At 70.1% G+C, this 26,702-nt stretch carries 23 protein-coding genes; 12 read left to right on the top strand and 11 right to left on the bottom strand.

All coding sequences use genetic code 11. The features are described 5' to 3' along the window. Window positions 1–160 precede the first annotated feature (160 nt). Together ACSMXV_RS11185 and ACSMXV_RS11180 are read right to left on the bottom strand one after the other, a co-directional pair. A complete protein-coding gene (locus tag ACSMXV_RS11185) occupies window positions 161–1,669 on the bottom strand; it encodes a CoA transferase (RefSeq protein ID WP_473177499.1) in 1,509 nt (502 codons plus the stop codon). Window positions 1,670–1,749: 80 nt separating this feature from the next. Continuing rightward, a complete protein-coding gene (locus ACSMXV_RS11180; protein WP_473177498.1) occupies window positions 1,750–3,300 on the bottom strand; it encodes a S8 family peptidase in 1,551 nt (516 codons plus the stop codon). Window positions 3,301–3,650: 350 nt separating this feature from the next. On the opposite strand from ACSMXV_RS11180, the gene ACSMXV_RS11175 reads away from it, so the two are divergent. From ACSMXV_RS11175 to moaA, 3 genes are all read left to right on the top strand, one after another. Further along, on the top strand, window positions 3,651–4,019 hold the full coding sequence (locus tag ACSMXV_RS11175) for a DUF485 domain-containing protein (protein WP_473177497.1): 369 nt from the start codon (window positions 3,651–3,653) through the stop codon (window positions 4,017–4,019). After that, window positions 4,016–5,659 (top strand): solute symporter family protein, encoded by a 1,644-nt coding sequence (locus tag ACSMXV_RS11170; RefSeq protein ID WP_473177496.1) that lies wholly within the window; start codon window positions 4,016–4,018, stop codon window positions 5,657–5,659. Before ACSMXV_RS11175 ends, ACSMXV_RS11170 begins: the two co-directional genes overlap by 4 nt. A gap of 323 nt (window positions 5,660–5,982) precedes the next feature. Next, window positions 5,983–6,972, top strand: coding sequence for a GTP 3',8-cyclase MoaA (gene moaA / locus ACSMXV_RS11165; protein ID WP_473177495.1), 990 nt, complete (start codon window positions 5,983–5,985; stop codon window positions 6,970–6,972). A gap of 63 nt (window positions 6,973–7,035) precedes the next feature. Here moaA and ACSMXV_RS11160 read toward each other — a convergent pair whose 3' ends face one another. Continuing rightward, complete coding sequence (locus tag ACSMXV_RS11160; RefSeq protein WP_473177494.1) at window positions 7,036–7,320, bottom strand: hypothetical protein; 285 nt, start codon at window positions 7,318–7,320, stop codon at window positions 7,036–7,038. 281 nt (window positions 7,321–7,601) lie between these two features. Next, window positions 7,602–8,033 (bottom strand): DUF3099 domain-containing protein, encoded by a 432-nt coding sequence (locus ACSMXV_RS11155; protein WP_473177493.1) that lies wholly within the window; start codon window positions 8,031–8,033, stop codon window positions 7,602–7,604. A gap of 245 nt (window positions 8,034–8,278) precedes the next feature. Between ACSMXV_RS11155 and ACSMXV_RS11150 the strand changes: the two genes are divergently transcribed. Beyond that, the gene (locus ACSMXV_RS11150) at window positions 8,279–8,551 is read left to right on the top strand and encodes a GlsB/YeaQ/YmgE family stress response membrane protein (protein WP_473177492.1); all 273 of its coding nucleotides are present in this window, start codon (window positions 8,279–8,281) and stop codon (window positions 8,549–8,551) included. Window positions 8,552–8,689: 138 nt separating this feature from the next. Here the strand turns inward: ACSMXV_RS11150 and tyrS are convergent, their stop codons facing one another. From tyrS to ACSMXV_RS11135, 3 genes are all read right to left on the bottom strand, one after another. Next, the gene (tyrS, locus tag ACSMXV_RS11145; RefSeq protein WP_473177491.1) at window positions 8,690–9,958 is read right to left on the bottom strand and encodes a tyrosine--tRNA ligase; all 1,269 of its coding nucleotides are present in this window, start codon (window positions 9,956–9,958) and stop codon (window positions 8,690–8,692) included. A gap of 90 nt (window positions 9,959–10,048) precedes the next feature. Further along, window positions 10,049–11,458: a metallopeptidase TldD-related protein gene (locus ACSMXV_RS11140; protein WP_473177490.1), complete on the bottom strand. Its 1,410-nt coding sequence runs from the start codon at window positions 11,456–11,458 to the stop codon at window positions 10,049–10,051. 82 nt (window positions 11,459–11,540) lie between these two features. Continuing rightward, entirely contained in the window at window positions 11,541–13,064 is a 1,524-nt protein-coding gene (locus ACSMXV_RS11135) for a TldD/PmbA family protein (RefSeq protein ID WP_473177489.1), read from the bottom strand. A gap of 302 nt (window positions 13,065–13,366) precedes the next feature. Between ACSMXV_RS11135 and fabG the strand changes: the two genes are divergently transcribed. The 3 genes from fabG (at window position 13,367) to ACSMXV_RS11120 (ending at window position 15,586) form a co-directional block, all read left to right on the top strand. Next, window positions 13,367–14,086, top strand: coding sequence for a 3-oxoacyl-[acyl-carrier-protein] reductase (gene fabG / locus ACSMXV_RS11130; RefSeq protein WP_181659383.1), 720 nt, complete (start codon window positions 13,367–13,369; stop codon window positions 14,084–14,086). A gap of 5 nt (window positions 14,087–14,091) precedes the next feature. Further along, the gene (gene fabI, locus ACSMXV_RS11125) at window positions 14,092–14,859 is read left to right on the top strand and encodes an enoyl-ACP reductase FabI (protein ID WP_473177488.1); all 768 of its coding nucleotides are present in this window, start codon (window positions 14,092–14,094) and stop codon (window positions 14,857–14,859) included. Window positions 14,860–15,301: 442 nt separating this feature from the next. Further along, window positions 15,302–15,586 (top strand): hypothetical protein, encoded by a 285-nt coding sequence (locus tag ACSMXV_RS11120; RefSeq protein WP_473178890.1) that lies wholly within the window; start codon window positions 15,302–15,304, stop codon window positions 15,584–15,586. On the opposite strand, the gene ACSMXV_RS11115 is transcribed toward ACSMXV_RS11120, so the two are convergent. After that, window positions 15,570–16,331 carry a FadR/GntR family transcriptional regulator gene (locus ACSMXV_RS11115; protein WP_473177487.1) on the bottom strand — a complete coding sequence of 254 codons (762 nt, stop codon included), beginning with the start codon at window positions 16,329–16,331 and terminating at the stop codon, window positions 15,570–15,572. The two genes, ACSMXV_RS11120 and ACSMXV_RS11115, sit on opposite strands and share 17 nt — an antisense overlap. 241 nt (window positions 16,332–16,572) lie before the next feature. Here ACSMXV_RS11115 and ACSMXV_RS11110 point away from each other — a divergent pair, with 241 nt between their 5' ends. From ACSMXV_RS11110 to ACSMXV_RS11095, 4 genes are all read left to right on the top strand, one after another. After that, window positions 16,573–18,078 carry an MFS transporter gene (locus tag ACSMXV_RS11110; protein ID WP_473177486.1) on the top strand — a complete coding sequence of 502 codons (1,506 nt, stop codon included), beginning with the start codon at window positions 16,573–16,575 and terminating at the stop codon, window positions 18,076–18,078. A 71-nt stretch (window positions 18,079–18,149) separates the two neighbouring features. Further along, window positions 18,150–18,266, top strand: a complete 117-nt coding sequence (locus tag ACSMXV_RS11105) for an SGM_5486 family transporter-associated protein (protein WP_107441149.1) — start codon at window positions 18,150–18,152, stop codon at window positions 18,264–18,266. 206 nt (window positions 18,267–18,472) lie between these two features. Continuing rightward, window positions 18,473–18,688, top strand: coding sequence for a hypothetical protein (locus ACSMXV_RS11100; RefSeq protein WP_181659386.1), 216 nt, complete (start codon window positions 18,473–18,475; stop codon window positions 18,686–18,688). A 272-nt stretch (window positions 18,689–18,960) separates the two neighbouring features. Beyond that, entirely contained in the window at window positions 18,961–19,482 is a 522-nt protein-coding gene (locus tag ACSMXV_RS11095; protein WP_473177485.1) for a SixA phosphatase family protein, read from the top strand. Between the two features lie 135 nt (window positions 19,483–19,617). Here the strand turns inward: ACSMXV_RS11095 and serB are convergent, their stop codons facing one another. Together serB and ACSMXV_RS11085 are read right to left on the bottom strand one after the other, a co-directional pair. Continuing rightward, a complete protein-coding gene (serB, locus tag ACSMXV_RS11090; RefSeq protein WP_473177484.1) occupies window positions 19,618–20,823 on the bottom strand; it encodes a phosphoserine phosphatase SerB in 1,206 nt (401 codons plus the stop codon). 125 nt (window positions 20,824–20,948) lie between these two features. After that, window positions 20,949–22,838, bottom strand: a complete 1,890-nt coding sequence (locus ACSMXV_RS11085; RefSeq protein WP_473177483.1) for a streptophobe family protein — start codon at window positions 22,836–22,838, stop codon at window positions 20,949–20,951. A gap of 344 nt (window positions 22,839–23,182) precedes the next feature. Between ACSMXV_RS11085 and ACSMXV_RS11080 the strand changes: the two genes are divergently transcribed. Then, on the top strand, window positions 23,183–25,708 hold the full coding sequence (locus tag ACSMXV_RS11080; RefSeq protein ID WP_473177482.1) for an ABC transporter ATP-binding protein/permease: 2,526 nt from the start codon (window positions 23,183–23,185) through the stop codon (window positions 25,706–25,708). 152 nt (window positions 25,709–25,860) lie between these two features. On the opposite strand, the gene ACSMXV_RS11075 is transcribed toward ACSMXV_RS11080, so the two are convergent. After that, window positions 25,861–26,607 carry a transglycosylase SLT domain-containing protein gene (locus ACSMXV_RS11075; protein ID WP_473177481.1) on the bottom strand — a complete coding sequence of 249 codons (747 nt, stop codon included), beginning with the start codon at window positions 26,605–26,607 and terminating at the stop codon, window positions 25,861–25,863. Between the last annotated feature and the right edge of the window lie 95 nt (window positions 26,608–26,702).

Genomic DNA, 26,702 nt, shown 5'->3' with positions numbered 1-26,702 from the left:
CTCGGACAGGTCTTTCGCCGTTGGGGCCGGCATCCGGTCGTATGGAGCTCACCGCAAGAGCTTCGCCAGCGAGCGTCGACCGGGGCAACTCCGGCAGGACAACTGGTTCGGAGCATTCCGGTAACGTCGGCGGGCCTCGGCTCTTTGGCGGTTCGGAGATTCAGAGCCACTTGGGAGCATCCTCGCCCCAACGGCTCGGTGCGTGTGCCCAGTTGTCCGGTCCGCCGCGGAAGCAGACCGGCGGCAGCGCATGCCCCAGCCGCCCCAGTGAGCTCTGCGTGACGGTGAGCCACGGGGTGGGGTTCTCCGGGTCGTATACGGCTTCCACGGCGGTGCCCTGCCCCGCCTCGACGGCGGCGATCCGGTGCACCAGCCACTGCGCCGTCTGAGCGAGGGCCAGCCGGACGAGCGTCGCGCCGCCTCCGTCCAGCTGCTCGGTGAGCGAGCGGAGCACCGCCGCGGCCAGCAGATAGCCGGTGCCGTGGTCCAGCGCCTGGGCGGGCAGCGCCCCAGGCCGCTCGACGGACCCCTCCACGGCCGCGATGCCGGAGGCGACCTGCACCAGGCTGTCGAAGCCCCGGCGTTCGCCCCACGGCCCGTAGTCACCCCAGGCGGACACCTGGGCGACCACAACGCCCGGTCGGCGCCGGGCCAGTGCCTCCGGTGTGAGCCCGAGCCGGTCCAGCCCGCCGGGCCGGTAGCCGGTGACGACGACATCGGCCTCGGCGAGCAGCTCATCGAAGGTGCGGCGGTCGGCGTGCGCGGTCAGATCGAGCGTGGTGGAGCGCTTGCCGAAGCCGGTGTCCGCGTGCTGGTCCGGGAGTTCGGGCAGATGTGGGGGATCCACGCGCAGTACGTCGGCGCCGAGCAGGGCGAGTGTGCGGGTGCCCACAGGGCCCGCGATGACCCGGGTGAGGTCGAGGACGCGCAGTCCGGCAGCAGGCAGCAGGGGATCTCCGGAGAGCTCCGGCAGCCGGCGGGGCCCGGGTCGGCGGTTCGCGGAGGAGTCCGGCTCCCCGATCTGCTCCCGGCTGAGCAGCGGCTGCCCGGCCACGGCGACGCCCTGCGGATGCGCTGCCCACTCCTCCGGGGTGCGCAGCGCGACGGCGAGGCCCCCGGCCGCGTATACGGCGTCCTCCACCTCCGTGGCCCGCAGCTCCGCGAGAGCCGCGGCCACCCGCTCGACCGAGGCCTCGCCGGCGCTCTCGCCGTCGCCTTCCTCCAGCCCCAGCGCGGCGAGCAACCGCGCCCGGTGATGCGGATAGTTCGCGTGCGTCCGCACCCACCCGTCCCCCGTCCGCCAGAAGCGCGACAACGGCGCGAAGTTGACCGGCGCCCTCCCCTCCACGAGCAGATGCCGCTCGCTCACGAACGCCGTGGCCACCGCGCCGTCGTCGACCCGCACCTCGGGCACGGGCCGCCCGGTACGGCGCGTGCGGCGCGCGGCGAGCTCGGCGGCGGCCAGCGCGCACGCCCCGACGCAGGCGCGGGCCAGCTCGACGACCGGCAGCCGCGCAGGCAACGCCCCCTCGCGGACGACGTGCGTCACACGGTCGAGCAGAGCCGGGCTCCCGCCGAGCGCGGTCCACGCCGCTCGCGTACCGCCCAAGCCGTCCAGCCCGTCCGGCCCGGCCAACCCGTCCGACTCGTCCAAAGGTGACTGCGTCATGCATGCACTATCCCGCACACAGCAGCGAGGGCCGTCCGGGGCACCCCCCGAACAGCCCTCAACGCCCTCGCGAGGTCCTGCTACTTGACGGCCTTCAGAGCGTTGACGATCCCGAAGCCGTAGAAGCCGTTCACACGGTCGCCACCCTCGCAGGTGGAGTCCACGACGCCGTTGCCGTCCGGGTCGTACGGCTCGGTCGGGCAGCCCGGGTTGTCGGCCTGCGCCTTGAGCAGCCACTGGAGCTGCGACGGGGTGGCGTCGGGGTGCGTCGACTTGAGCAGCGCGGCGACACCGGCGGCGTGCGGCGACGCCATCGAGGTGCCCTGCAGATAGGCGTACTCGCCGTTCGGCATCGTCGAGAGGATCCGGCCGTTCCCCGACGGGGTGTCCGGGATCTGGTACCGGTCGCCACCCGGCGCGGCGATGTCGATGACGCCCTTGCCGTAGGTGGAGTAGTACGACTTGAGGTTCTGGACGCCCGTGGCACTGACCGTGACCACGCCCGGCAGCTGCGTCGGCACGTCGAAGCACTCGCTCGGGTCGATGGTGCGGGTGACGGGAGTCGAGTCGTCGGGGCTCGACTCGTCGACGATCGCGTCGGAGGCGAGGTCGTCGTTGGAGTTGCCCGCGGAGGCCAGGTTGAGCGTGCCCTTCTTCTGGGCGTACAGCTGGGCCCGGTTGACCGCGTCGACGATGGCCCGCTGGTCGGGGTCGTCCATGCAGTTGTACAGCCACGGGTCCACGTAGTAGCTGTTGTTGGTGATCTCGACGCCGTGGTCGGCGGCGAAGACGAAGGCGCAGACCACGCTCTCCGGGAAGAACAGCTGGTTCTCGTCCGGCTGGGCCACCGTGATGCCGGCGACCTTGACGCCGGGTGCGACGCCCGCGACGCCGACGCCGTTGCGGGCCGCGGCGATCTCGCCCGCCACATGCGTGCCGTGGTAGTGGTCGGCGTCCACAGGACGCCAGGAGCCGTACGTGGTGTCGGGCTTGCCGCTCACGCAGTTCGCGGACTGCGAGGCGGAGAAGTTGGGGGCGAGGTCCGGGTGGGTGTCGTCGACGCCGGTGTCGATCACGGCGACGGTGACGTCCTTGCTGCCCGGGTTGATCTTCGCTGCCTTGTCGGCGCCGATCGCCCGGAGATCCCACTGCTCGGCCTCGAGCGGCTCGGCTTCCGCGTCCGCGGTCTGCGCCTGGGCATTGGCCGCCTCGGCCGCCGATATGTACTGGGGGGCACCGGCCTCCGTGGTTCCCGCCGCCGTGAGCGGCGCCGTGCGCGTCGCCCCCGCTGACTGCACCCCGCGCACCGCACGAATCTGCTTGCCGAAGTCCGGGTTGGACGAGTGGACGACGATGACGCCGATCTTCTCGTACGCGATGACGATCGAGCCGCCAGCCTTCGTGATCGCCTTCTTCACCGACTCGATCGTCTTGTGATCGGTCGAGGTGTTGACGACGTACGGATAGGTCGAGCTCTCCGCGGCCGCGGCAGTCGGGGTGTCGGGCGCTGCGGCCGTCGCGACGCCCGGCATCAGCGAGAGGGACGCCGTCAGCGCGATGCCGATCGGCACGGCCAGAGCGGCCTTTCGCCGTCCTGGGCGTCCCGTGCGTCTGGAAGGCAGATGAGCCATGGGGTCTCCACATCATCCGGAAACGTGAACTGCCCGAACGCGGATGCTGCTCGGGCAGGTACATGACGGTGGTTCAGGGTGAAGCTATATCCCGTCATCCCTGGCCAGCAACGAGTTCTGAAAGAAATAAAGACCGTTGAACCGAGCCGTGCGCGCCGCCGTGACGTTGGACAGGGGGTGCCAGCACCATCGAACCCCTGGCCGGATCACGTTCCGGGCCGCGGACGTATGTCCGCAACCGGTCCCTGATCCACATAACGTCAGATCACAAACCGGCAAAAACGGTACATACCGCTCTGAATACGTCCATGTCCCAGAACACCACCGCACCCGCATCGCGAGGAGACTCCGTGGCTACCGATGCTCCGCCGCCGTCCAAGGGCGGCCCGGCGACCAGTCCCGCAACACCCTCGGCGGAGGACTTCATCGAGGTGCAGGAGAGTGCGGAGTTCGGCGAACTGCGCCGCTCGTACCGCTCCTTCGCCTTCCCGCTCACCGTCGCGTTCATCACCTGGTACCTGCTGTACGTCCTGCTGTCCAACTACGCGGGCGGCTTCATGGGCACCAAGCTCTTCGGCAACATCAACGTCGCCTTCGTGCTCGGCCTCGCCCAGTTCCTCACCACGTTCCTGATCGCCTGGTGGTACGCCCGCCACGCCGCGGCCAAGCTCGACCCGAAGGCCGAGGCCATCAAGTCCCGGATGGAGGGCGGCGCATGAGCTCCGCAGTCGCACAGGTCCAGCTCGCACAGGTCCCGCTGGCCGCCGGTGAGGCGAGTGAGCACCGGCCGCTGATCATCACCCTGTTCGCGCTCTTCGTCGTCGCGACCCTCTTCATCACCGTGTGGGCGGGACGCCAGACCAGGGACGCCGCCGACTTCTACGCCGGCGGCCGCCAGTTCACCGGCTTCCAGAACGGACTCGCCGTCTCCGGCGACTACATGTCCGCCGCGTCGTTCCTCGGTATCGCCGGCGCCATCGCCCTCTTCGGCTACGACGGCTTCCTCTACTCGATCGGCTTCCTCGTCGCCTGGCTGGTGGCGCTGCTGCTGGTCGCCGAGCCGCTGCGCAACTCCGGCCGCTACACCATGGGTGACGTGCTCGCCTACCGGATGCGCCAGCGCCCGGTGCGTACGGCCGCGGGCACCTCGACGATCGTCGTCTCGATCTTCTACCTGCTGGCCCAGATGGCGGGCGCCGGCGTTCTCGTCTCGCTGCTGCTCGGCATCACCAGCGACGCGGGCAAGGTGGCCATCGTCGCGCTGGTCGGCGTCCTGATGATCGTGTACGTCACCATCGGCGGCATGAAGGGCACCACATGGGTCCAGATGGTCAAGGCCGTCCTTCTCATCGGCGGCACCCTGCTCATCACGTTCCTGGTGCTCCTCAAGTTCAACTTCAACGTCTCCGACCTGCTCGGCTCGGCCGCCGAGAACAGCGGCAAGGGCGCGGCCTTCCTGGAGCCCGGCCTCAAGTACGGCGCCACGGCCACGTCCAAGCTGGACTTCCTCTCGCTGGGCATCGCGCTGGTCCTGGGCACCGCCGGCCTGCCGCACATCCTGATCCGCTTCTACACGGTGCCGACCGCCAAGGCGGCGCGTAAGTCCGTGATCTGGGCGATCGGCATCATCGGCGGCTTCTACCTGATGACCATCGCGCTCGGCTTCGGCGCGGCGGCCCTGATCAAGCCGGACGAGATCATCGCCTCCAACAAGGCGGGCAACACGGCGGCCCCGCTTCTCGCCCTCCACCTCGGCGGCGTCGACTCGGCGTGGGGCGCGATCCTGCTGGCCACCATCTCGGCGGTCGCGTTCGCCACCATCCTTGCGGTGGTCGCCGGTCTGACGCTGGCCTCGTCCTCGTCGTTCGCGCACGACATCTACGCGAACGTGATCAGGAAGGGCCAGGCCACCGAGAAGGAGGAGGTCAACGCCGCCCGCTACGCGACGGTCGCGATCGGTGTCGTCTCCATCGGCCTGGGCGCGCTCGCCCGCGACCTGAACGTGGCCGGCCTCGTCGCCCTCGCCTTCGCGGTCGCCGCGTCCGCCAACCTGCCGACGATCCTGTACAGCCTCTTCTGGAAGCGGTTCACCACCCAGGGCGCCCTGTGGTCGATCTACGGAGGTCTGACCACGGCCGTCGCGCTGGTGCTCTTCTCACCGGTGGTCTCGGGCAAGCCCACGTCGATGTTCCCCGACGCCGACTTCCACTGGTTCCCGCTGGAGAACCCCGGCATCATCTCGATCCCGGTGGGCTTCCTGCTGGGCTGGCTGGGCACCGTCCTGTCCAAGGAGGCGGCGGACTCCGCGAAGTACGCCGAGCTGGAGGTGCGGTCCCTGACGGGCACCGGGGCGCACTGAGCCGGAGCCGTCCTGCCCTGCTCGACTTCCACGCGGCCGCCACACCCCCCCGCGCCAGCGGCCGCGTGGAGCCTGCGAACGGCCGCGTCGTGGATCCCGTGATGGGGTTCTACGACGCGGCCGTGCCGTTTCTCGTGGGGTCAGCCCGGTTTCTCGTGGGATCCAGCCCGGTTTCTCGTGGGGTCCAGCCCGTTTCTCGTGGGATCCGGCCGGTTATTCGTGGGGTCAGGCCGGTATCCCGTGGGATCAGGCCGGTGTCGATGTCAGTCTCGTCGCGTAGGCTCGCAAGTGACTGAGTGATCCGGACCAGGGAGGGGGCCGACGTGCTCATCGACACCTATGGCCGAGTGGCCACCGACCTTCGCGTGTCGTTGACCGACCGGTGCAATCTGCGCTGCGCCTACTGCATGCCGGAAGAGGGCCTGCAGTGGCTGTCGAAGTCCACCCTGCTCACCGACGACGAGATCGTCCGCCTCATCCGCATAGCCGTCACCCGGCTCGGCATCACCGAGGTCCGCTTCACCGGCGGGGAGCCCCTGCTGCGCCCCGGCCTCGTCGGCATCGTCGACCAGGTCGCCCGGTTGGAGCCACGCCCCCAGATGTCCCTCACGACCAACGGCATCGGCCTGGGGCGTACGGCGAAGGCCCTGAAGGAGGCGGGCCTGGACCGGGTCAACGTCTCGCTGGACACCCTCCGCCCGGACGTCTTCAAGACCCTCACCCGCCGCGACCGCCACCACGACGTGCTGGCGGGCCTCGAGGCCGCCCGCGCGGTCGGCCTCGACCCGGTCAAGGTCAACACGGTGCTGATGCCCGGGCTCAACGACGACGAGGCCCCGGAGCTGCTCGCCTGGGCCGTCGAGAACGACTACGAGCTGCGCTTCATCGAGCAGATGCCGCTGGACGCCCAGCACGGCTGGAAGCGCGAGGGCATGATCACCGCGGGGGACATCCTGCAGTCGCTGCGGACGCGCTTCGAGCTCACCCCCGAAGGCGCCGAGGAGCGCGGCTCGGCACCTGCCGAGCGCTGGATCGTCGACGGCGGCCCGCACCGCGTCGGCGTCATCGCCTCCGTCACCCGTCCGTTCTGCGCGGCCTGCGACCGCACCCGGCTCACCGCCGACGGCCAGGTCCGCACGTGCCTGTTCGCCACCGAGGAGACGGACCTGCGCGGAGCGCTCCGCTCGGACGCGTCCGACGAGGAGATCGCCCGCATATGGAAGCTGGCGATGTGGGGCAAGAAGGCGGGCTCGGGGCTCGACGACCCGTCGTTCCTGCAACCGGAGCGGCCGATGTCGGCGATCGGCGGCTGACCGGACTGACCCGGGCCGGCCACCGCAGCCCCGCTCGGTCTGCGCGGCGCCGGACAGGGCGCCTCAGCCGCCCTGTTCCTCCGTGTCCTCCGGCTCCTCCGTGTCCTCCGGCGCTTCCCACTCCTCGAGCTTCACCACGTCCTTGAGGAAACCGCGCACCCCGAGGAACTTCGACAGATGCTCGCGGTGCTCCTCGCACGCAAGCCAGGTCTTGCGGCGCTCCGGCGCATGAAGCTTCGGGTTGTTCCAGGCGAGGACCCATACCGCGGCGGCGCGGCAGCCCTTGGCGGAGCAGATCGGGGACTCCGGCGAGGAGGGGAGCGGGAAGGAGAAGTCGGGGACGTTCACCCCCCCGACCCTAACGCTCCCCCAGCTACCCCTGGGCAGTGCCCCCAGCTGCCCCTGGGCAGTGATACGGATCCCCTTGTCCGGCTCGCAGACCGGCGGGTCAAAAGGAGGGGGACAAAAGGCGACGCCGAGCAGCCACGGGGGGAGCTGCCCGGCGTCGGTCCGTCGCTCCGACGGGGGATGCGGAGCGCGTAGGAAGTATGTCACGGAGGACCCGGCGACTGGCAGCGGAACGTCATGATTGATCTGAGCTTTTCTTGAGCTTTGCGGAATTCCGGTGATCAGCTCTGGTCCGGCACCTCGTCGCCGGACCGGTCGCGTCTGTCCCCGGCGACGCCGGTGGAGGCTTCGGCGGCGGTGTCGCCGGTGTCGGCGACGTCTTCCGGGACCGATTCCGCGGAGCCGCCGTCTCGCTGCGGCGGCGCGATCATCGGCCGGGTGGGCGCCGTGATGAGAGACGACGGAAGCGAAGGGGCGTTCTCCCGCCCGGCGTTGGCGATCACCACGGAGATATAGGGGAGAACAGCACCGAGCACAAGAGCCACGATGGCGACATGCCGCTCCACGTTCCACAGCACCGCGGCGAGGATCACCGAGACCGTGCGGACCGACATCGAGATGACGTAGCGGCGCTGGCGCGCCCGTACATCGGCCTCGAGGCCCTGCCTGGCCGCTGTGATCCGGAAGACCTCGCCCCCGCTGTGCTTCCGCATCGTGTTCCACCACCTGAATGCCGTGTCGGACTCTCCCCCGGCCCGAACCTGACCGATCCGGCCGGAGCCCGGTCCGAACACCCCCCACGTTACGCCGCGGCTGCGCCGGGTTCGACACCAGGTCCCCGTCCCACCTGGGCGTACCCACTGCGCCGTCCGTCGTACGGGCGTCGCCGACATGCGCCGTATGGCCGACGGCCCGAGACTGGGATCAAGCTCGCGTCAAGCCGTACTAGGAGGCAGTCATGGGCTGGTTGTGGGCGATTATCGTTGGTTTTGTACTCGGTTTGCTGGCCAAGGCGATCCTCCCCGGCAAGCAGCACAGCCCACTGTGGCTGACGACTGTCTTCGGCATCATCGGAGCCGTCATCGGTAACGCGCTGGCGTCGTCCTTCGGTATCGCCGAGACCAGGGGCATCGACTGGGGCCGACACGTGCTGCAACTTGTCGCGGCGTTGGTGATCGTAGGACTCGGCGACATGCTGTACCTGTCGGTCCGGGGCAGGCGGAGAGCGTGAGGTACCGACTGCTGGACCTGCGCACAGACCTCTGAACCTGCGAACAGAAGGGGGCGGCTCCGCATGATGGCGGAACCGCCCCCTTCGGCATGCTTGCGCGTGGTCGCCCGGACGAGTGCCCGGGCGACGCACGGATCATCAGCCTGCTGCCACCTCGACAGCCGCCAGGTTCTTCTTGCCCCGGCGCAGCACGAGCCAGCGGCCGTGCAGCAGGTCCTCGGCCGCCGGTACGGCGTCCTCGCCGACGACCTTGACGTTGTTCACGTACGCCCCGCCCTCTTTGACGGTGCGGCGCGCGGCGGACTTGCTCGGCGCGAGGCCGGTCTCCGCGAGCAGGTCCACGACCGGGCCGAGCTCGGCGACCTTCGCGTGCGGCACCTCGGCGAGGGCCGCGCTCAGCGTGGCCTCGTCCAGCTCGCCCAGCTCACCCTGGCCGAAGAGGGCCTTGGACGCCGCGATGACCGCCGCCGTCTGGTCGGCGCCGTGCACGAGCGTCGTCAGTTCCTCGGCCAGGGCACGCTGGGCCGTGCGCGCCTGCGGGCGCTCCTGCGTGACCTTCTCCAGCTCCTCGAGCTCCTCACGGCTCTTGAAGCTGAGGATGCGCATGTATGTCGAGATGTCCCGGTCGTCCACGTTCAGCCAGAACTGGTAGAACGCGTACGGCGTGGTCATCTCCGGGTCCAGCCAGATGGCGCCGCCCTCGGTCTTGCCGAACTTGGTGCCGTCCGCCTTGGTCATCAGCGGCGTCGCCATCGCATGGACGCTGGCGTGCGGCTCCAGGCGGTGGATCAGGTCCAGACCGGCGGTCAGGTTGCCCCACTGGTCGCTGCCGCCCTGCTGCAGCGTGCAGCCGTAGCGCCGGTACAGCTCCAGGAAGTCCATGCCCTGCAGCAGCTGGTAGCTGAACTCGGTGTAGCTGATGCCCTGGTCGGACTCCAGCCGGCGGGCGACCGAGTCCTTCGTCAGCATCTTGTTGACGCGGAAGTGCTTGCCGATGTCGCGCAGGAACTCGATGGCGGACATGCCCGCCGTCCAGTCCAGGTTGTTGACCATGACCGCGGCGTTCTCGCCCTCGAAGGACAGAAACGGCTCGATCTGGGCCCGGACCCGCTCCACCCAGGCCGCGACCGTCTCCGGGTCGTTCAGCGTGCGCTCCGCGGTCGGCTTGGGGTCGCCGATCTGGCCGGTCGCCCCGCCCACCAGTGCCAGCGGGCGGTGGCCCGCCTGCTGGAGCCTGCGCATGGTGAGCGCCTGCACCAGATGCCCCACGTGCAGGCTGGGCGCGGTCGGGTCGAAGCCGCAATAGAACGTGACGGGACCGTTCGCGAGCGCCTTGCGCAAAGCGTCCTCGTCAGTGGACAGGGCGAAAAGGCCCCGCCACTTCAGCTCGTCGACGATGTCCGTCACGGTTGCTTGTCTCCTTGAACGGTTCAAACAGCTGGAAGGCTGCTGGAAGGGTCTGAACGGTGTGGACCGCTCCCCGCAAGTCTATGAGGGTCACACGCCCTGACTGACCGAGCTCATGTTGAAGTCCGGCACTCGCAGGGCAGGCATCGCGGCCCGAGTGAAATAGTCGCTCCATTCGCGCGGAAGTGTCTTTTCCGTACGGCCGGCCTCCACCGCCCGGCCCAGCAGATCGACGGGCGACTCGTTGAACCGGAAGTTGTTCACCTGCGCCGTGACCGCGCCGTTCTCCACGAGGTAGACGCCGTCCCGGGTCAGCCCGGTGAGCAGCAGCGTGGCCGGGTCGACCTCGCGGATGTACCAGAGGCAGGTCAGCAGCAGCCCCCGTTCGGTCGAGGCGACCATCTCGTCCAGCGAGCGGTCGTCGCCGCCGTCCAGGATGAGATTGCCGATCGACGGGGCCAGCGGCAGCTTCGTCAGGCCCGCGCTGTGCCGCGTGGTGATCAGGTGGGCAAGCGTGCCCTCCCGGATCCAGTCGGTGGGGGTCAGCGGCAGCCCGTTGTCGAAGACGGAGGCGTCGTCGCCGGAGGAGTGCGCGAGGACGAAGGGGGAGGATTCGAGCCCCGGCTCCTTCGGGTCGCTGCGCAGTGTCAGCGGCAGCTCGGACAGCTTCTCGCCGATCCGCGTGCCGCCGCCCGGCTTGCTGAAGACCGTCCGCCCCTCGGCGGCGTCCCGTCCCGACGACGACCACATCTGGTAGATGAGCAGGTCGGCCACTGCGGTCGGCGGCAGCAGCGTCTCGTATCGGCCCGCGGGCAGGTCGACACGCCGCTCGGCCCACCCGAGCCGCGTGGCCAGCTCCGCGTCGAGGGCGCCCGGGTCGACGTCCCGGAAGTCGCGCGTGGAGCGCCCCGCCCAGGCCGAGCGCGTCCGGTCCGGCGACTTGGCGTTGAGCTCCAGCGTCCCGTTCGGCTGGTCGTGCCGCAGCCGCAGCCCTGTCGACGTACCGAGATAGCTGGACACGAGCTCGTGGTTGGCGAACCCGTACAGCTCGCGGCCGCCCGCGCGGGCCCGGGCGAAGGCCTCGCCGAGAGCCGGGGCGAAGTCCGCGAAGACCGCGGACGACGTCTCGGCGGGCGCGTCCGTGAAGTCCGGCGAGGCCGGGACACCCTCGACGAGTGGCTGCGCGTCCTCGGCGGCCCCCGCTCCCTGCGCCGCGGCCTCGGCGGCCCGCACCAGCGGCTCCAGCTCGTCCGCGGTGACGGCCGAGCGGGAGACGACGCCTGATGCCGTGCCCTCCTTGCCGTCGACGGTCGCGATGACGGTGAGGGTACGGCCGCGCGTGACACCGTTCGTCGTCAGCGCGTTGCCCGCCCAGCGCAGGTTCGCGGTCGAGTGCTCGTCGGCGATGACGACGCAGCCGTCGGCGCGGGACAGCTCGAGGGCGCGCTCGACGACCTCGTGCGGCTTGTTCGTACGAGATGTACGCGTCGTCGTGCTCATCGCCCGGCCTCCTGCGTCGTATTCAGACTGTGCCTTCCCGGGGGGCGACCCCCGGACCCCCGGCCGGATACGTGGCTGACGCTCATCGCCGGGCCTCCTGGGTGGTGTTGAGGATGTTCACGCCCTTGAAGAGGGCCGACGGGCAGCCGTGTGAGACGGCCGCGACCTGGCCCGGCTGGGCCTTGCCGCAGTTGAAGGCGCCGCCCAGGACATACGTCTGAGGGCCGCCGACAGCCGCCATCGAGCCCCAGAAGTCGGTGGTCGTCGCCTGGTACGCGACATCGCGGAGCTGCCCGGCGAGCCGCCCGTTCTCGATCTTGAAGAACCGCTGCCCGGTGAACTGGAAGTTGTAGCGCTGCATGTCGATGGACCAGGACCGGTCGCCGACGACATAGATCCCGCGATCGATCCCGCCGATCAGATCCTCCGTCGACAGCCCTCCCGGATCCGGCTGCAGCGACACATTCGCCATCCGCTGTACGGGTACGTGGCCGGGGGAGTCGGCGTAGGCGCAGCCGTTGGACCGATCGAAGCCGGTGAGCTTCGCGATCCGCCGGTCCAGCTGGTAGCCGACGAGCGTGCCGTCCTTCACCAGGTCCCAGGACTGCGCGGCCACGCCCTCGTCGTCGTACCCGATGGTCGCGAGCCCGTGCTCGGCGGTCCGGTCACCCGTCACGTTCATGATCTCGGAGCCGTACTTCAGCTTGCCGAGCTGGTCGAAGGTGGCGAACGAGGTCCCTGCGTACGCCGCCTCGTAGCCAAGGGCCCGGTCCAGCTCCGTCGCGTGCCCGATGGACTCGTGGATGGTCAGCCAGAGATTGGACGGATCGACGACCAGGTCGTACACGCCCGCCTCGACGCTCGGCGCGCGCATCTTCTCGGCCAGCAGCCCGGGAATCTCCGCGAGCTCACTCTCCCAGTCCCAGCCCGTGCCCGTCAGGTACTCCCAGCCGCGCCCGACCGGCGGCGCCAGCGTCCGCATCGAGTCGAACTCGCCGCTCGACTCGTCGACCGCGACCGCCGTGAGCTGCGGGTGCAGCCGCACCCGCTGCTGTGTCGTGACCGTCCCCGCCGTGTCGGCATAGAACTTGTTCTCGTGGACGGTGAGCAGCGAGGCGTCGACGTGCGCGACGGCGTCGGACGCGAGCAGCTGCTCACTCCATGCGGCGAGCAGTCCGGTCTTCTCCTCGTCGGGTACGGAGAAGGGGTCGATCTCGTATGAGGAGACCCATGTCTTCTCGCTGTGCACGGGCTCGTCGGCGAGCTCCACCCGCTCCTCGGATCCGGCGGCCTCGATCACCCGGGCCGACAGCTTCGCCATCGCCACGGCCTGGCTCGCCACCTTCGCCGCGGCGTCCATCGTCAGATCCACGCCCGACGCGAACCCCCAGGTGCCGCCGTGCACCACACGGACCGCATAGCCGAGATCCGTGGTGTCCGCCGAGCCCGACGGTTTCGCGTCACGCAGTCGCCATGACGCGCTGCGCACCCGCTCGAAGCGGAAGTCCGCATGTTCCGCCCCGAGCGCCCGCGCCCGTGCGAGCGCCGCGTCGGCAAGTGCCCTCAGCGGCAGCGCGAGGAACGACTGATCAATGTCATGGGCCACGCGTGGCCTTCCTTCCCTCGTACCCTCCGTTTGCCAGTCCGAAGTGAAACATGACCGGCGGCCCGCAGGCGCCGGACTTTTCCAGGTCGCGGCCTCGCCCTCGGCGCGCCGCTCGCGACGTACCGCGGCCGGGCGTCTCCGCAGGGTGTCGTCGTGGGTCGTTTCTCTGGGGACCCGAGAGTGATTCTGTAGAGACCCGACAGTGTGTACCCGCAGCCACTGTGGGTGGCCGATTCTCCGCGGGCGGGTCGAAACGGATAGGTTTCCGAGGTACCAGACCCGCTATTCGAAAGGGTGATCCGTTGAGCCGCTCGGTTCTCGTCACCGGAGGAAACCGGGGCATCGGCCTCGCCATCGCCCGCGCTTTCGCGGAGGCAGGCGACAAGGTCGCGATCACGTACCGCTCGGGTGAGCCGCCGGCCGCCCTGACGGAACTGGGCTGCCTGGCAGTCAAGTGCGACATCACCGACAGCGAGCAGGTGGAGCAGGCCTACAAGGAGATCGAGGCCCAGCACGGCAACGTCGAGGTGCTCGTCGCCAACGCCGGCGTCACCAAGGACCAGCTGCTGATGCGCATGTCCGAGGACGACTTCACCTCCGTCCTCGACACCAACCTCACCGGCACCTTCCGGGTCGTGAAGCGCGCCAACCGCGGCATGCTGCGCGCCAAGAAGGGCCGCGTCGTGCTGATCTCCTCCGTCGTGGGTCTGCTCGGCTCGGCCGGTCAGGCCAACTACGCCGCGTCCAAGGCGGGCCTGGTCGGCTTCGCGCGCTCCCTCGCCCGTGAGCTCGGGTCGCGCAACATCACCTTCAATGTCGTCGCCCCCGGTTTTGTCGACACCGACATGACCAAGGCGCTCTCCGACGAGCAGCGCGAGAGCATCGTGTCGCAGGTACCGCTCGCCCGGTACGCGCAGCCCGAGGAGATCGCCGCCGCGGTGAGGTTCCTCGCCTCGGACGACGCCTCGTACATCACTGGAGCCGTCATTCCGGTTGACGGCGGACTGGGAATGGGTCACTGATCACCATGAGCGGAATTCTCGCCGGCAAGCGCATCCTGATCACCGGTGTGCTGATGGAGTCCTCCATCGCCTTCCACACCGCGAAGCTGGCCCAGGAGCAGGGCGCCGAGATCATCCTCACCGCCTTCCCGCGGCCCACGCTCACCGAGCGCATCGCCAAGAAGCTGCCCAAGCCCACCAAGGTCATCGAGCTCGACGTCACCAACGACGAGCACCTGGGCCGTCTCGCCGACATCGTGGGCGAGGAGCTCGGCGGCCTCGACGGCGTCGTCCACTCCATCGGCTTCGCCCCGCAGGACGCGCTCGGCGGCAACTTCCTCAACACCCCGTTCGAGTCGGTCGCCACGGCCATGCACGTCTCCGCGTTCTCGCTGAAGTCGCTGACCATGGCCTGCCTGCCGCTGATGCAGAACGGCGGCTCGGTCGTCGGCCTCACCTTCGACGCCCAGTACGCCTGGCCGCAGTACGACTGGATGGGCCCGGCCAAGGCCGCGCTGGAGGCCACCAACCGCTACATGGCGCGTGACCTCGGCAAGCAGAACATCCGCTGCAACCTGATCTCGGCTGGCCCGATCGGCTCGATGGCCGCCAAGTCCATCCCGGGCTTCAGCGAGCTGGCCTCCGTGTGGGACACCCGCGCCCCCCTGGAGTGGGACCTCTCCGACCCCGAGCCGGCCGGCCGCGGCGTCGTGGCCCTGTTGTCGGACTGGTTCCCCAAGACCACCGGCGAGATCATCCACGTGGACGGCGGTCTGCACGCCGTCGGCGCCTGAGGCCCGGCACCTCCGCAAGACGTACGTACGGCCACGGCCGGGCGTTCACAAGTTCACGAATAGGCGACGCCCCGTCTCCCGCACGCGCGGGGGACGGGGCGTCACCCGTTCGGCCCACCTGAGGGGCGGCCGGGGCGCGAAACCGCGCACTCTGGAGTACGAGAAGTCCTCAAAGTCGAGAAAGTCGAGAAGTCCGAGTTCTCCGGGAGGTTCCCCCAGGGTTCCACCGAGAAGGCATTCCCCCTTGTGGTGCAGCCGCGGCGGCCTCGTCGACTGCCGCAGTACGGCCGAGGAGGTACCCCTTGTGCGCGTGTTCCCCCGCCTGTCCGGGCACCGGTTCCGCTGGAGCGGCTACGCCGCGCTCCCTGGGGCGATTCTCGCCGCTCTCGCCCTCGTCGCCGTCCTGCCGTCCCTTGCCTCCCTGAACGCGTCCGAAGAGTCCATGCGTGAGCAGCACGCGCGCGTGGACGGCGACGATGGCGACAAACCCGTGCCGGAGACGTTCGGTGCGGAGTGCCGCACCAGCATCGACGGCTCACACGTGACGGTGTACTGCCACAACCCGTACCCGGAGACCGACCGGGTCCGGCTGCACATCGAGTGCGACCGCTGGTGGGACCTCGACAGTGACGGCGCCCCCGTCGCGGCGGAGCCGGCCATGACGGTCCGGCTCACCGGGCGGTGCTGGAAGGAGGTCCGCTCGGTGTGGGTCAGCCACGAGCGGTGACGGGGCCCTCCTCGCCGCCTGGACTGTCGTCGTCGGCACCGCTCCCGTCGCCGCCTCGGCGGTTCCCGCTATGGAGGCGACCCGGGAGGCACAGAAACGGATAACCGGCGGCCTCGGAGGCGGCATCCTCGGTGTCGCCCGCACGGATCGCGTCCACCAGCCGCGTGTGATCCATGTGGTTCTCCGGCGTCAGCTCATCGCCGACGTCCTCGCGCAGCCAGTCGCGCAGCACCTCGCCGAGATCCGCGTACATCGCCGTCATCACCTCGTTGTGCGAAGCGGCCACCACGGCCATGTGGAAGGTCGCGTCGGCCGTCACGAAGGCCTCCGCGTCGCCCGACTCCCACGCCTCCTCGCGACGCAGCAGCAGCGCGTCGAGCTGCTTGAGGTCCCGCTCGGTGCGCCGCTCTGCGGCCAGCCGTGCCGCGCTCGACTCCAGCGTGGAGCGGAGCTCGGCGATGTGCCGCGGATCGGCGTCCGCGAACCGGCGGTGCATCACACCGGCCAGCTCGCTGGTCGCGACGACATAGGTGCCTGACCCCTGGCGGATGTCGAGCAGTCCGTTGTGAGCGAGCGCGCGCACCGCCTCGCGCACGGTGTTGCGGGCCACCCCCAGCTGCTCGACGAGCTCCGGCTCGGTCGGGATACGGGACCCGACAGGCCACTCACCCGAGCTGATCTGGTTCCGCAGCGCGGCGATGACCTGCTCCGACAGCGCCGATCGGCGGGCGTGACTCAACGGCATGACGGTCCTTCGGGCGGATTCGGCCGGGCGGCGGCCGTGGCGGCCGTGGTGGCTGTTCCGACCGGCCCGGCGGGGCCGACCGGAGGGGCTGGACTGGCCTGATTGTGGCGCACCGCCCTGTGACGCAGAACAAGACGGCCCCAAGAGGGTGGACAGTCAATCATCCCATGATTCTATGATGTCGGGCATGGCTTGCGAGGAATCTCCGACGATGGCGTCGACCCCAGCGGCTCCTCCACGTATGGGCACAGCAAGTGCGCCAGTGGACACAGCCGATTCGCCCGCGGACTCAGCTGCTGCGGCCGCGGACACAGCGGACGAGCCCGGACGATCGGCCACGCGCGCGTGGCCGACGCGTCTGGTGATCCTCGGCCTCGTCCTGTCGGCCCTGAATCTCCGCCCCGCCATAACGAGCCTCGGTGCCCTCCTCGAGGAGGTGCGTGACGGCCTCGGCATGAGCGGCAGCATCGCGGGCCTGCTCACCTCCGTGCCGCCGCTCTGCTTCGCCGTCTTCGGCGTCATGGCCCCGCGCCTCGCCCGCCGCTTCGGCCCCGGCGCGGTGGTCTGCGCCGGCATGGCCGCGATCGCCGCCGGCCTGGCCGTCCGGCCGTACGCCGGCAGCACTGCCGGTTTCCTCGCGGCGAGCGCCCTCGCCCTCATGGGCATCGCCGTCAGCAACGTCCTGATGCCCGTGATCGTCAAGCGCTGGTTCCCGGACCGCGTCGGCTCGATGACCGGTCTCTACTCGATGGCGCTCGCCCTCGGCACCTCCCTCGCAGCCGCCGTCACCGTGCCGATGGCCGACGCACTTGGCGGCCGCTGGCAGTCCGGGCTCGTGGTCTGGGCCGTTCTGGCCGCGGCGGCCGTCCTGCCGTGGCTGCCGCTTGTAGGCGCCCGGGGAACCGGAGGGGCACGAGCCGGTGGCCTGGCAGCTGGAGGTGACGCATCCGGGGCGGGTGCCGCATCGGACGGAGCGGGTGCTTCATCGGGTGGACCGGGTGCTTCATCGGGTGGAGCGGGTCCTGCATCCGGTGTCGGCGCGCGGAGCGGTCCTGAGAACAGGTCCCCGGAAAGGCCCGCGGACACATCCGTGAACAGGCCCGTGAACGGACCCCAGAACGCGCCTGGTCCCGGGACCGAGCCCGACGCGCCCCGGATCACCCGGAGCCGTACCGCCTGGGCCCTCGCCGTCTTCTTCGGGCTCCAGGCCACCGCCGCGTACATCACGATGGGCTGGATGGCGCAGATCTTCCGCGACGCCGGCGTCCCGGCGGGCACCGCGGGCCTGCTGCTGGCCGTCACCATGGCGGTGGGCGTACCTCTCGCCATCGTCATCCCGCGCGTGGCCACCCGGCTGTCCCACCAGGGGCCCATCGCGGTCGCGCTAGGCGTCTGCGGTCTCGCCGGATACGCCGGCCTCTACCTCGCCCCGGCCGGTGGCGCATGGGCCTGGGCGCTGTTGCTCGGCGTCTCCAACTGTGCCTTCCCGTTGGCCCTCACCCTGGTCGGCATGCGGTCCAGAACCGCGGCGGGCGTCGCCAAGCTCTCCGCCTTCGCACAGAGCACGGGCTATCTGATCTCCATCCCGGGTCCGCTGCTCGTGGGCGTGCTCTACCAGCACAGCGGCGGCTGGGGCCTGCCCCTCGCGCTCATGACGGCACTGATGATCCCGCAGATCGTCATGGGCGTACTCGCGGGCCGCAAGCGGACGGTCGAGGACGAGTGCGGGTGGCGCGGGGCGGCTTGAGCCCGGTGGGCCGCCCATTGCCCGTTCACCCCGGCGGCGGCCCTTCGCATCGCGGGTGCGACACTTGCCGCATGCCTGTGCTCGATCCGAATCCCCAGAACGGTCAGAAGAAGCTGCTCCTCGTGTTCGGCGCGATGCTGGCCATCACCGTGATCATCGGCATCATCGCGTCGATCGCCTCCCCGTGACCCCGGGCGCCGTCCGTGGTGGGACCCGCTGCCGGCGCCCCGGCCCCCGAGCATCCCTCGGTGGGGTTGTCCCCACCATCCCCTAGGGGGTCAGTGTCAGGGTCAAGTGGGTGGATCACCGGATGGGCTGAAGCATGCGCACTCCGTAGTTTCGAGATGTGAACGCGACGACGCGGCAAGGACTTCTCGAGGACCACGGAGGCGGCATGTCGGTCCCTGCGCACACCCGGTCCCACCCGGTACGCACGGGCGGCGCCGCACCCCGGTTGCCCTGGTGGGCGCTCCTCCTGCCCGTGATCGCCTTCGCCGCGCTGCTGATGCTGGTGCTCAACCCGGCCGACGCCCAGGCGGCGAGCGGCGACCCCTCGTTCACCCACGTCTTCGAGCGCATGCAGCAGGCGGTCCTCAGGCAGGTCCCCTGAGGCGTCCGCGCCGCACCGGCTCCTGAGCGTCCAGCGTGCATCGGCTCCTGAGCGTCCAGCGCCGCAGCGGCTCGTGAGCGTCCGGCGTCGCGCCAGCCCCGCGCGCGGCATGCGTGCCGCGCCAGCCCTCACGGCATTCGCGCCGCACCAGCCCCCACGGCGTGCGTGCCGCACCAGCCCTTGGGCCACCTGCGCGCAGGCCGTCAACCCCGCCGGGTAGACCCCGTCAACTCCCTGCGCTCCATGGCCTGTTTCATGCGAAGCTGGGACCCATGAGCGTCGCAGAACCCCGCAGGATTGTCCTTTTCCGACATGCGAAGGCCGACTGGCCACAGGTGTCCGACCATGAGCGGCCGCTCGCCGAGCGAGGCCGCAAGGACGCCCCCGTCGCCGGTCGCAAGCTGGCCGACACCGGCATCCCCTTCGACCTCGCCCTCTGCTCGACCGCGGCCCGGACCCGCGAGACTTGGAAGCTCGCCGTTCACGAGCTCCCGCACCGGCCCAGGACGGTCTACGAGGAGCGGATCTACGAGGCCTCGCCGGGCGAGCTCATCGCCGTGCTCAACGAGATCCCCGAAGACGTGCAGAACGTCATCCTGATCGGCCACAACCCCGGCGTGCAGGGGCTCACCGAGATCCTCGCCGGTCAGTCCGAGGGCGACGCCCACAAGCGCATGAACCGCCGCGGCTTCCCGACCTCGGCCTTCGCGGTGCTCTCCGTCACGGGCCCGTGGAAGTCCGTCGAGCCCGGCGTGGCCACGCTCGTCGACTACTGGGCGCCGGGCGGGGCGTAGCCCCTCCACAACGGGTGCTGATACGCGTACACGTGGACGGACACCCTCCGACAGCGAACGAACGGGGCCGGCACCACACACCGGTGCCGGCCCCCACGGCTTTCGGGCGCGCCGCGCCCGCGTCGCTCCTCCGCCTCAGTCCTCGTGCATGTCCGCGGCCTCGACCTCTTCGCGCGTGACGCCCAGCAGATAGAGCACCGTGTCCAGGAACGGCACGTTCACCGCGGTGTGCGCGGCCTTGCGTACGACCGGCTTGGCGTTGAAGGCGACGCCGAGGCCGGCGGCGTTCAGCATGTCGAGGTCGTTGGCGCCGTCGCCGATCGCCACGGTCTGGGCGAGCGGCACCCCGGCCTCCGTCGCGAACCGGCGCAGCAGCCGCGCCTTGCCCGCCCGGTCCACTATCTCGCCGGTGACCCGGCCCGTGAGCTTCCCGTCGACTATCTCCAGCGTGTTGGCCTGGGCGAAGTCGAGGCCGAGACGTTCCTTCAGATCATCCGTGACCTGGGTGAAACCGCCGGACACCACCCCGACCTGATAGCCGAGCCGCTTCAGCGTACGGATCAGGGTGCGGGCGCCGGGCGTGAGCCGCACCTCGCTGCGCACCTTGTCCACGACCGACGCGTCGAGCCCCTCGAGGAGCGCCACGCGCGCGTGGAGCGACTGCTCGAAGTCGAGCTCCCCGCGCATCGCGGCAGCCGTGACCTCGGCGACCTTGTCCTCGCAGCCCGCGTGGGCGGCGAACAGCTCGATCACCTCGTCCTGGATGAGAGTCGAGTCGACATCCATGACGACGAGCCGTTGCGCCCGCCGGTGCAGCCCAGCCGCCACCACCGCGACATCGACGCCCAGCGCGGCGGCCTCGGTCACGAGCGCGGTGCGCAGCGGCTCGGTCTCCACTCCGGAGACCATCAACTCGACGGCCGTCACCGGGTACTTCGCGAGCCGGAAGATACGGTCGATGTTGCCGCCCGTCGCGGTGATCCGCGCGGCGATCGCCGCCGTCGACTCGGCGGTGAGCGGATGCCCCAGCACCGTCACGTGTGAGCGACCGAGCCCGCGCGGACGGTTGTCACCGAGACCGGAGATGATCTCGGCCTGCAGCTTCAGGGACTCCGCCCAGCTGTGGACGGTGGCCCGCAGGGAGCCTTCGAGGGCGGCCGGCGGCTTGGTCACGAGCGCGCACAGGACGATGCGGCCACGAGTGACGACCTGCTCGATGTCGACGACGTCGACCGAGTAGGCGGCGAGGGTGTCGAACAGGCCGGCCGTGATCCCTGGCCGGTCCTTGCCGAAGATCTTGACCAGAAGAGTGGGGATGTCAGAGGTCTGCGAAGCGCTCATGGTGCCACCACCGTATCCGGCACCCAGTGCCTGCCGCGCTTGCGGTCCGCGTACCGGACAGAGGCCGGAAACACGGCTCGGCACCTGGGTGCCTGCCGGGCGACTACCAAGTGAACGCCCCGCACTCAGCGACCGCGGCCCCCCGGCGTCCCTGGTGACGGCGGACCCTCCTCGGCAGGCGGCGGAGGCGGCGGAGGAGGTGGCCACCCCGCGCCATGGGGCCGCGGGCCCGGACGGGGAGGGGGCGGCGTGATCGGGCCCATCACCGTGGGCGCGCTGTACACGTCGCGGGGCGGGCTCGGCGCCCCGTCAGGCGGCCGGAAGGCCTCGTCGGGCGGTCGGAAGGCCTCGTCCGGGGGTCGGAGATACGGATTGGTCTCGTCGTGGGAGGGGCGATAGTGACTGGTGGGGCTGTAGGGACCCGAGTCGTGTGCGGGCTGCGGATACGTACGGTCCGGCGCCTCCCCGGAGCGCCTGTCCCGGCCGGGCAGCGCGAGGGGTGCCGCGCGCGTGCCGGCCTCCCCCGTGGCGTACGCGAGGAGCGCCCCCACCGCGCCCGCGCCCGCGCCCCACGCCGCGCCCAGGAGCAGCGCCATCGCCGCGTTCCCGTGCAGTTCGATCCCGGCACCGAAGGCGTCGAAGCCGAGCACGGACAGCGAGGCACCCACGGACACATCCGTCAGCCACACGAGCAGCGGGAGCCCCAGCGCCGTCACGACACCGAGCCGCAGCGCGCACTGCCCGGCGAACCCCAGGACGCCTGGTCCGCCGCGGCCGCGCACCGCATCCGTACCCGCACCGCTCATGCTGCCGACACCAGCTCCGTGGCCACCGCCGGCCGCCTCCGCAGGGCCCCTCGTCCTGGCCCCGCCGCCGGCCCCCACAGCACCGACGAAAGGCGTAAGCACAGCGGTCAGCACCCCCGCGAACAGCATCATCAGCGCAGCCCCGGCCCCCAGGAACCACACCGAGCCGTGCAGTTCCGCGAGACGCCCCAGCGTGATCGTCTCGTCGGCCGAGACGCGTAACAGCTCGTCCAGGGGATCCGGCAGAAGCTTCGCCAGCTCACCCGTCGCCCGGCCTTCCCACGGCACGAGGAGCCCCAGCGGGATGCCGAGCCAGACGCCGTTGGGCGCGCCCAGCAGCGCGGCGCCCGCGATTCGCCGCGGATGGTCGTCGCCGGTCATCGCGTACGCAGCCGCGGCGAGCCCCGCGGCAACGGCCACCAGCAACACGGTGACCAGCGCCGATGCGGCCGGGCGTACCACCCGGTGCACGGCGTCCCAGCCGCGCGGCAGCGGCGTCCGGCGCGAGGCCAGCACGGCGATCAACAGGACGCCGGCCACCCATACCGTGCCGCCGAGCAGGGTGGGGCCGGTGTCGACGGTGAAACCGACCGAGGCCTTGGCCTCGGCGAGATCGCCGAGCCGGTCCGGCAGGAGGCCGCCGATGTCCCCGATGTCACCGAGCCCCAGGCCGTCCCCGATGCCACCGAGGTCCTCCGGCAGGTCGCCGGCCGGCAGATCGTCCAGGCCGAGCGAGCCGCCGTCGATCGTGATGACGTCATGCCCCGCCCAGGCCAGCCCGCCCAGCAGCGCCAGGAAGAGCACGACCACCGACCCCGCGCGCGCGAGGAGTTCGGCGGGTGAGATCACAACACCCGCCCCACGCAAGGACCGCAGAAAGAAATGGGCCAGCAGCAGCGCACCCACGAGACTCACGCCGAGTGGCGCGATATCGATGGCCGTGTCCGCCTGGGCGCCCTCGAGGCCGAACGCCGACACGTCACCGGACGGCGTGACCGACCCGCCCGCGCCGAGCGCCACCACCGCAGCCGTCATCGGCCCGAGAGACCCCGCCGTATCGGCGCCGAGCAGATGCAGCCCCAGGGCGGCCGTCACCGCCATGCCGATCAGGGCCCAGCTCACGGCGGCTGTCGCGGAGAGCAGCACGTCCACCCAATGCACGCTCCGGGCACCGCTGTTGACATCGCCCTTGCGCCCGCCGGTCTCCATCAGGACCCCCCGATCCGTACCGCGATGCCCTGTTCGCTCCGGATGATCATGATCCATACGCACTCATGGGCGCTTACCACTCTCCGGGCCGGTATCTGCCCCGTCAACCGGGCGACCGCGGGGGCACGTACGCAGTCGCCCGGGGGGCTGTATGCAGTCGTCCCGGGGGCCTTGTACGCGCGCGCCCGGGAGCCCCGTACCGCTCCGGGCGCGGTACCCACTCTTCACAAGGCGCGGCTTTCGGGCGGGGGGATCAGCCTGGAATAGTTCCTCACGATGTTCGACATCCCTAGACTCCCCATCGACGGGGGCAAAACTCGGGGGACAACTCAGTGGGGCATGGAGTGCCTGAACTCGTACTGGAATTGAATGGACAAACCTGGACGCTCGACTCGTCCCGGTCCTACACCCTCGGACGTGATCCGCAGGGGGACATCGTGTTCGACGACGCCCGGGTCTCCTGGCGTCACGCCACGATCAGCTGGGGCGGGCGCAGTTGGGTCATCGAGGATCACGGCAGCACGAACGGCACCTATGTGCAGGGCCAGCGAATCCACCAGATGGAAATAGGCCCGGGCTCGGCCGTGCACCTCGGCAATGCGACGGACGGCCCGCTGCTGAACGTCCAGGGTGCCGCCGCCATGGCCACGCCGCAGCAGGCCCAGCAGCCCGCGCAGCAGGCGCCGGGCGCCGGTCCCGGCTGGGCCCAGCAGGCCCCGCCGCAGGAGCAGCACCCGCAGGAGCCGGCCGACCAACAGGCCTGGCAGAAGCCGCAGCAGGCAGCCACGGGGATCCCGCACCAGCAGGCACCGGGCGACGACGTCGCGAGCGCCCCGCCGGTCTACGGCGACCGCAGCCCCACGACGTTCCACCAGCTGGCCCTCGGCCGTGTGATGCGCATCGGCCGTGCGCTCGAGAACGACCTTGTCGTCTCCGACCTCCAGGTCTCGCGCCACCACGCCGAATTCCACGCGACTCCCGACGGACGCTTCGAGATACGCGACCTCGGCTCCCACAACGGCACGTATGTCAACGGTCAGCCGATCGCCAAGGGCGGCTCCGCACTCCTCGGCCCGAACGACATCGTCGGTGTCGGCCACTCGACGTTCCGGCTCGTCGGCGACCGCCTCGAGGAGTTCGTCGACACCGGTGAGGTCTCCTTCTCCGCGCGCCATCTGACCGTCACGGTCGACGGCGGCAAGCAGATCCTGAAGGACGTGTCCTTCGGCGTCCCGGAGAAGTCCCTCATCGCGGTCATCGGCCCGTCAGGTTCCGGCAAGTCGACCCTGCTGAAGGCGCTCACCGGTTACCGCCCGGCCGACCAGGGCGACGTCCTCTACGACAACCGGAACCTGTACAAGCAGTTCGCAGAGCTGCGCCAGCGCATCGGTCTGGTCCCGCAGGACGACATCCTGCACAAGGAGCTGACCGTCAAGAAGGCGCTCAAGTACGCGGCCAAGCTGCGCTTCCCCGCGGACACCACGTCGGCCGAGCGCGAAGCCCGTATAGACGAGGTCCTGCGCGAGCTGAAGCTGGACATCCACAAGGAAAAGAAGGTCACGTCCCTCTCCGGCGGCCAGCGCAAGCGCGTCTCGGTCGCCCTGGAGTTGCTGACCAAGCCGTCCCTGATCTTCCTGGACGAGCCGACCTCCGGCCTCGACCCGGGCATGGACCGCGACGTCATGCAGCTGCTGCGCGGCCTCGCCGACGACGGCCGTACGGTCCTGGTCGTCACGCACTCCGTGGCCGAGCTGGCGCTCTGCGACAAGCTCCTGGTCATGGCGCCCGGTGGCGCCGTGGCGTACTTCGGCCCGCCCGAGGAGGCGCTGAACTTCTTCGGCTACGAAAGCTGGGCCGACGTCTTCTCCGCCTTCGAGAACTACCGCGACTACGACTGGGCGGGCCGCTGGAAGGGCTCCCAGCACTACCAGATGTACGCCGCGGACATCGATGCCGTCGCCCCGCAGTCGATGCAGATGCCGCCGCCGCAGGCGGTGCGCCCGCCCAAGCCGCAGAGCTGGGGCTCCCAGCTGTGGACTCTGATCCGGCGCTACGTCTCGGTGATCGCGTCCGACAAGGGCTTCATGGCGCTCATGCTGATCCTGCCGGCGGTGCTCGGTGTGGTCAGCCTGCTCATCGAGCCCGACCAGGGGCTGCTGCCCAACCAGCCCCGCGCCAACGGCACCATCACCCCCAACGGAACGGCCACCACCGTCCTGCTGATCCTCGCGGTGGGCGCCTGCTTCGCCGGTGCCGCCAACTCGGTCCGCGAGCTCATCAAGGAACGCGTGATCTACGAGCGGGAGCGCGCCACCGGCCTGTCCCGCTCGGCGTATCTGATGTCCAAGGTCATCGTCCTCGGCATGATCACGGTCATCCAGGGCGGGATCGTGGGCGGCATAGGCTTCGCGCTGCGCGACATCCCCGACGAGGGGCTCGTCCTCGGCAAGCTGACGCTCCTCGAGTTGGCCCTGCCGATCATGGCGCTCGGCTTCACCTCGATGATGTTCGGCCTGATCATCTCCGCGCTGGTGAAGACCTCGGAGAAGACCATGCCGCTCCTGGTGATGTTCGCGATCGTCCAGGTCGTCTTCACCGGCTGCCTCTTCATCCTGCACGGCAGCCCCGGTGTGAACGAGTTCTCGTATCTGATGCCGTCCCGCTGGGCGGTGGCGGCCGCGGGCACCACGCTCGACTTCAACCTCGTCAGCCCCAACACCGACGACCCGGGGAGCACGGACCCGCTGTGGGACCACGAGGCGTCCCAGTGGTTCATCGACATGGGTGCGCTGCTCGCCCTGGGCGCGCTCTGCGGCTTCCTCGTGGCCCGCTTCCTGCGCCGCCACGAGCCGGAGGTCATGCGCAAGTAGGCACTGACCGGCACCGAACGGTATTGACCGGCACCGAACGGTATGTGCCGAGTGGGCCGCGGTCCGGACAACGCGAAGGGCGGCACCCCGCGGGGTGCCGCCCTTCGGCGTTACTTCGGCGTTTTCCTGAGGCCCAGAGGTCCCGAAGAGACTCAGTAGGCGCCGAAGACGTTGTCCATCGACCCGTAGCGGTCGGCCGCGTAGTTGGCCGCGGCGGTGATGTTGGCGACCGGGTCGTAGATGTTCCAGGACGTGCCCGGGACGTGGTACGCGTTGAACGTCGGCTGGATGACCTGCAGCAGGCCCTTCGACGGGACACCGTTCTTGGCGTTGATGTCCCAGTTGTTGATGGCCATCGGGTTGCCCGACGACTCACGCATGATGTTGCGGTACAGCCCGTTGTAGGTGCCCGGGATCTTGTTCTTCTTCATGACGTCGAGGGACTCGCGGATCCAGCCGTCGAGGTTGTTGGCGTAGGTCTTCGCCGCGACCGGGGTGGCCACCGCTGCGCGCTGCGTCGAGCGGCTCACGGCCGGGGCGACCTTGCGCTCCTGCTGGGCCTCCGCCTTGGCCTCCGCCTTGGCCTTGGCCTCGGCCTTCTGCTTGGCGGCGGCCTCCTGCTGCGCCTTCAGGCGGGCGGCGGCGTCCTGGGCCTTCAGGTTGGCGTTCGCCAGCTGGTCGGTGACGCTCGCCTTGATGTCCTTGGCGGTGCCGGTGGCGGCCAGGCCGACCGGGGCTGCCGCGGCAACGGCCTGGGTCTCCTGGACCTGGGCCTCGGACGACGCGGGCACGACGGTGAACGCGACGGCCGCGGCGCCGAGCGTGGCGACACCGGCGAGGGAGAACTTCTGGGTCTTCTTCAGACGGCGATCACCGGACTTGGCATGGAAAATCGACATGGGTGTAGGACCTCTTCGAGTAGCTGGAGTCGCTCTCGGCCGGCAGGGACGTGTTTCCGGCACAAACGCCGCGGGTAAGCTCCCGCGGCGCCGAG

It is taken from the genome of Streptomyces sp. DSM 42067 (assembly GCF_055792885.1).
The sequence above is the reverse complement of the archived record's forward strand: the minus strand, read 5'-3'. Positions and strand labels throughout refer to the sequence as shown.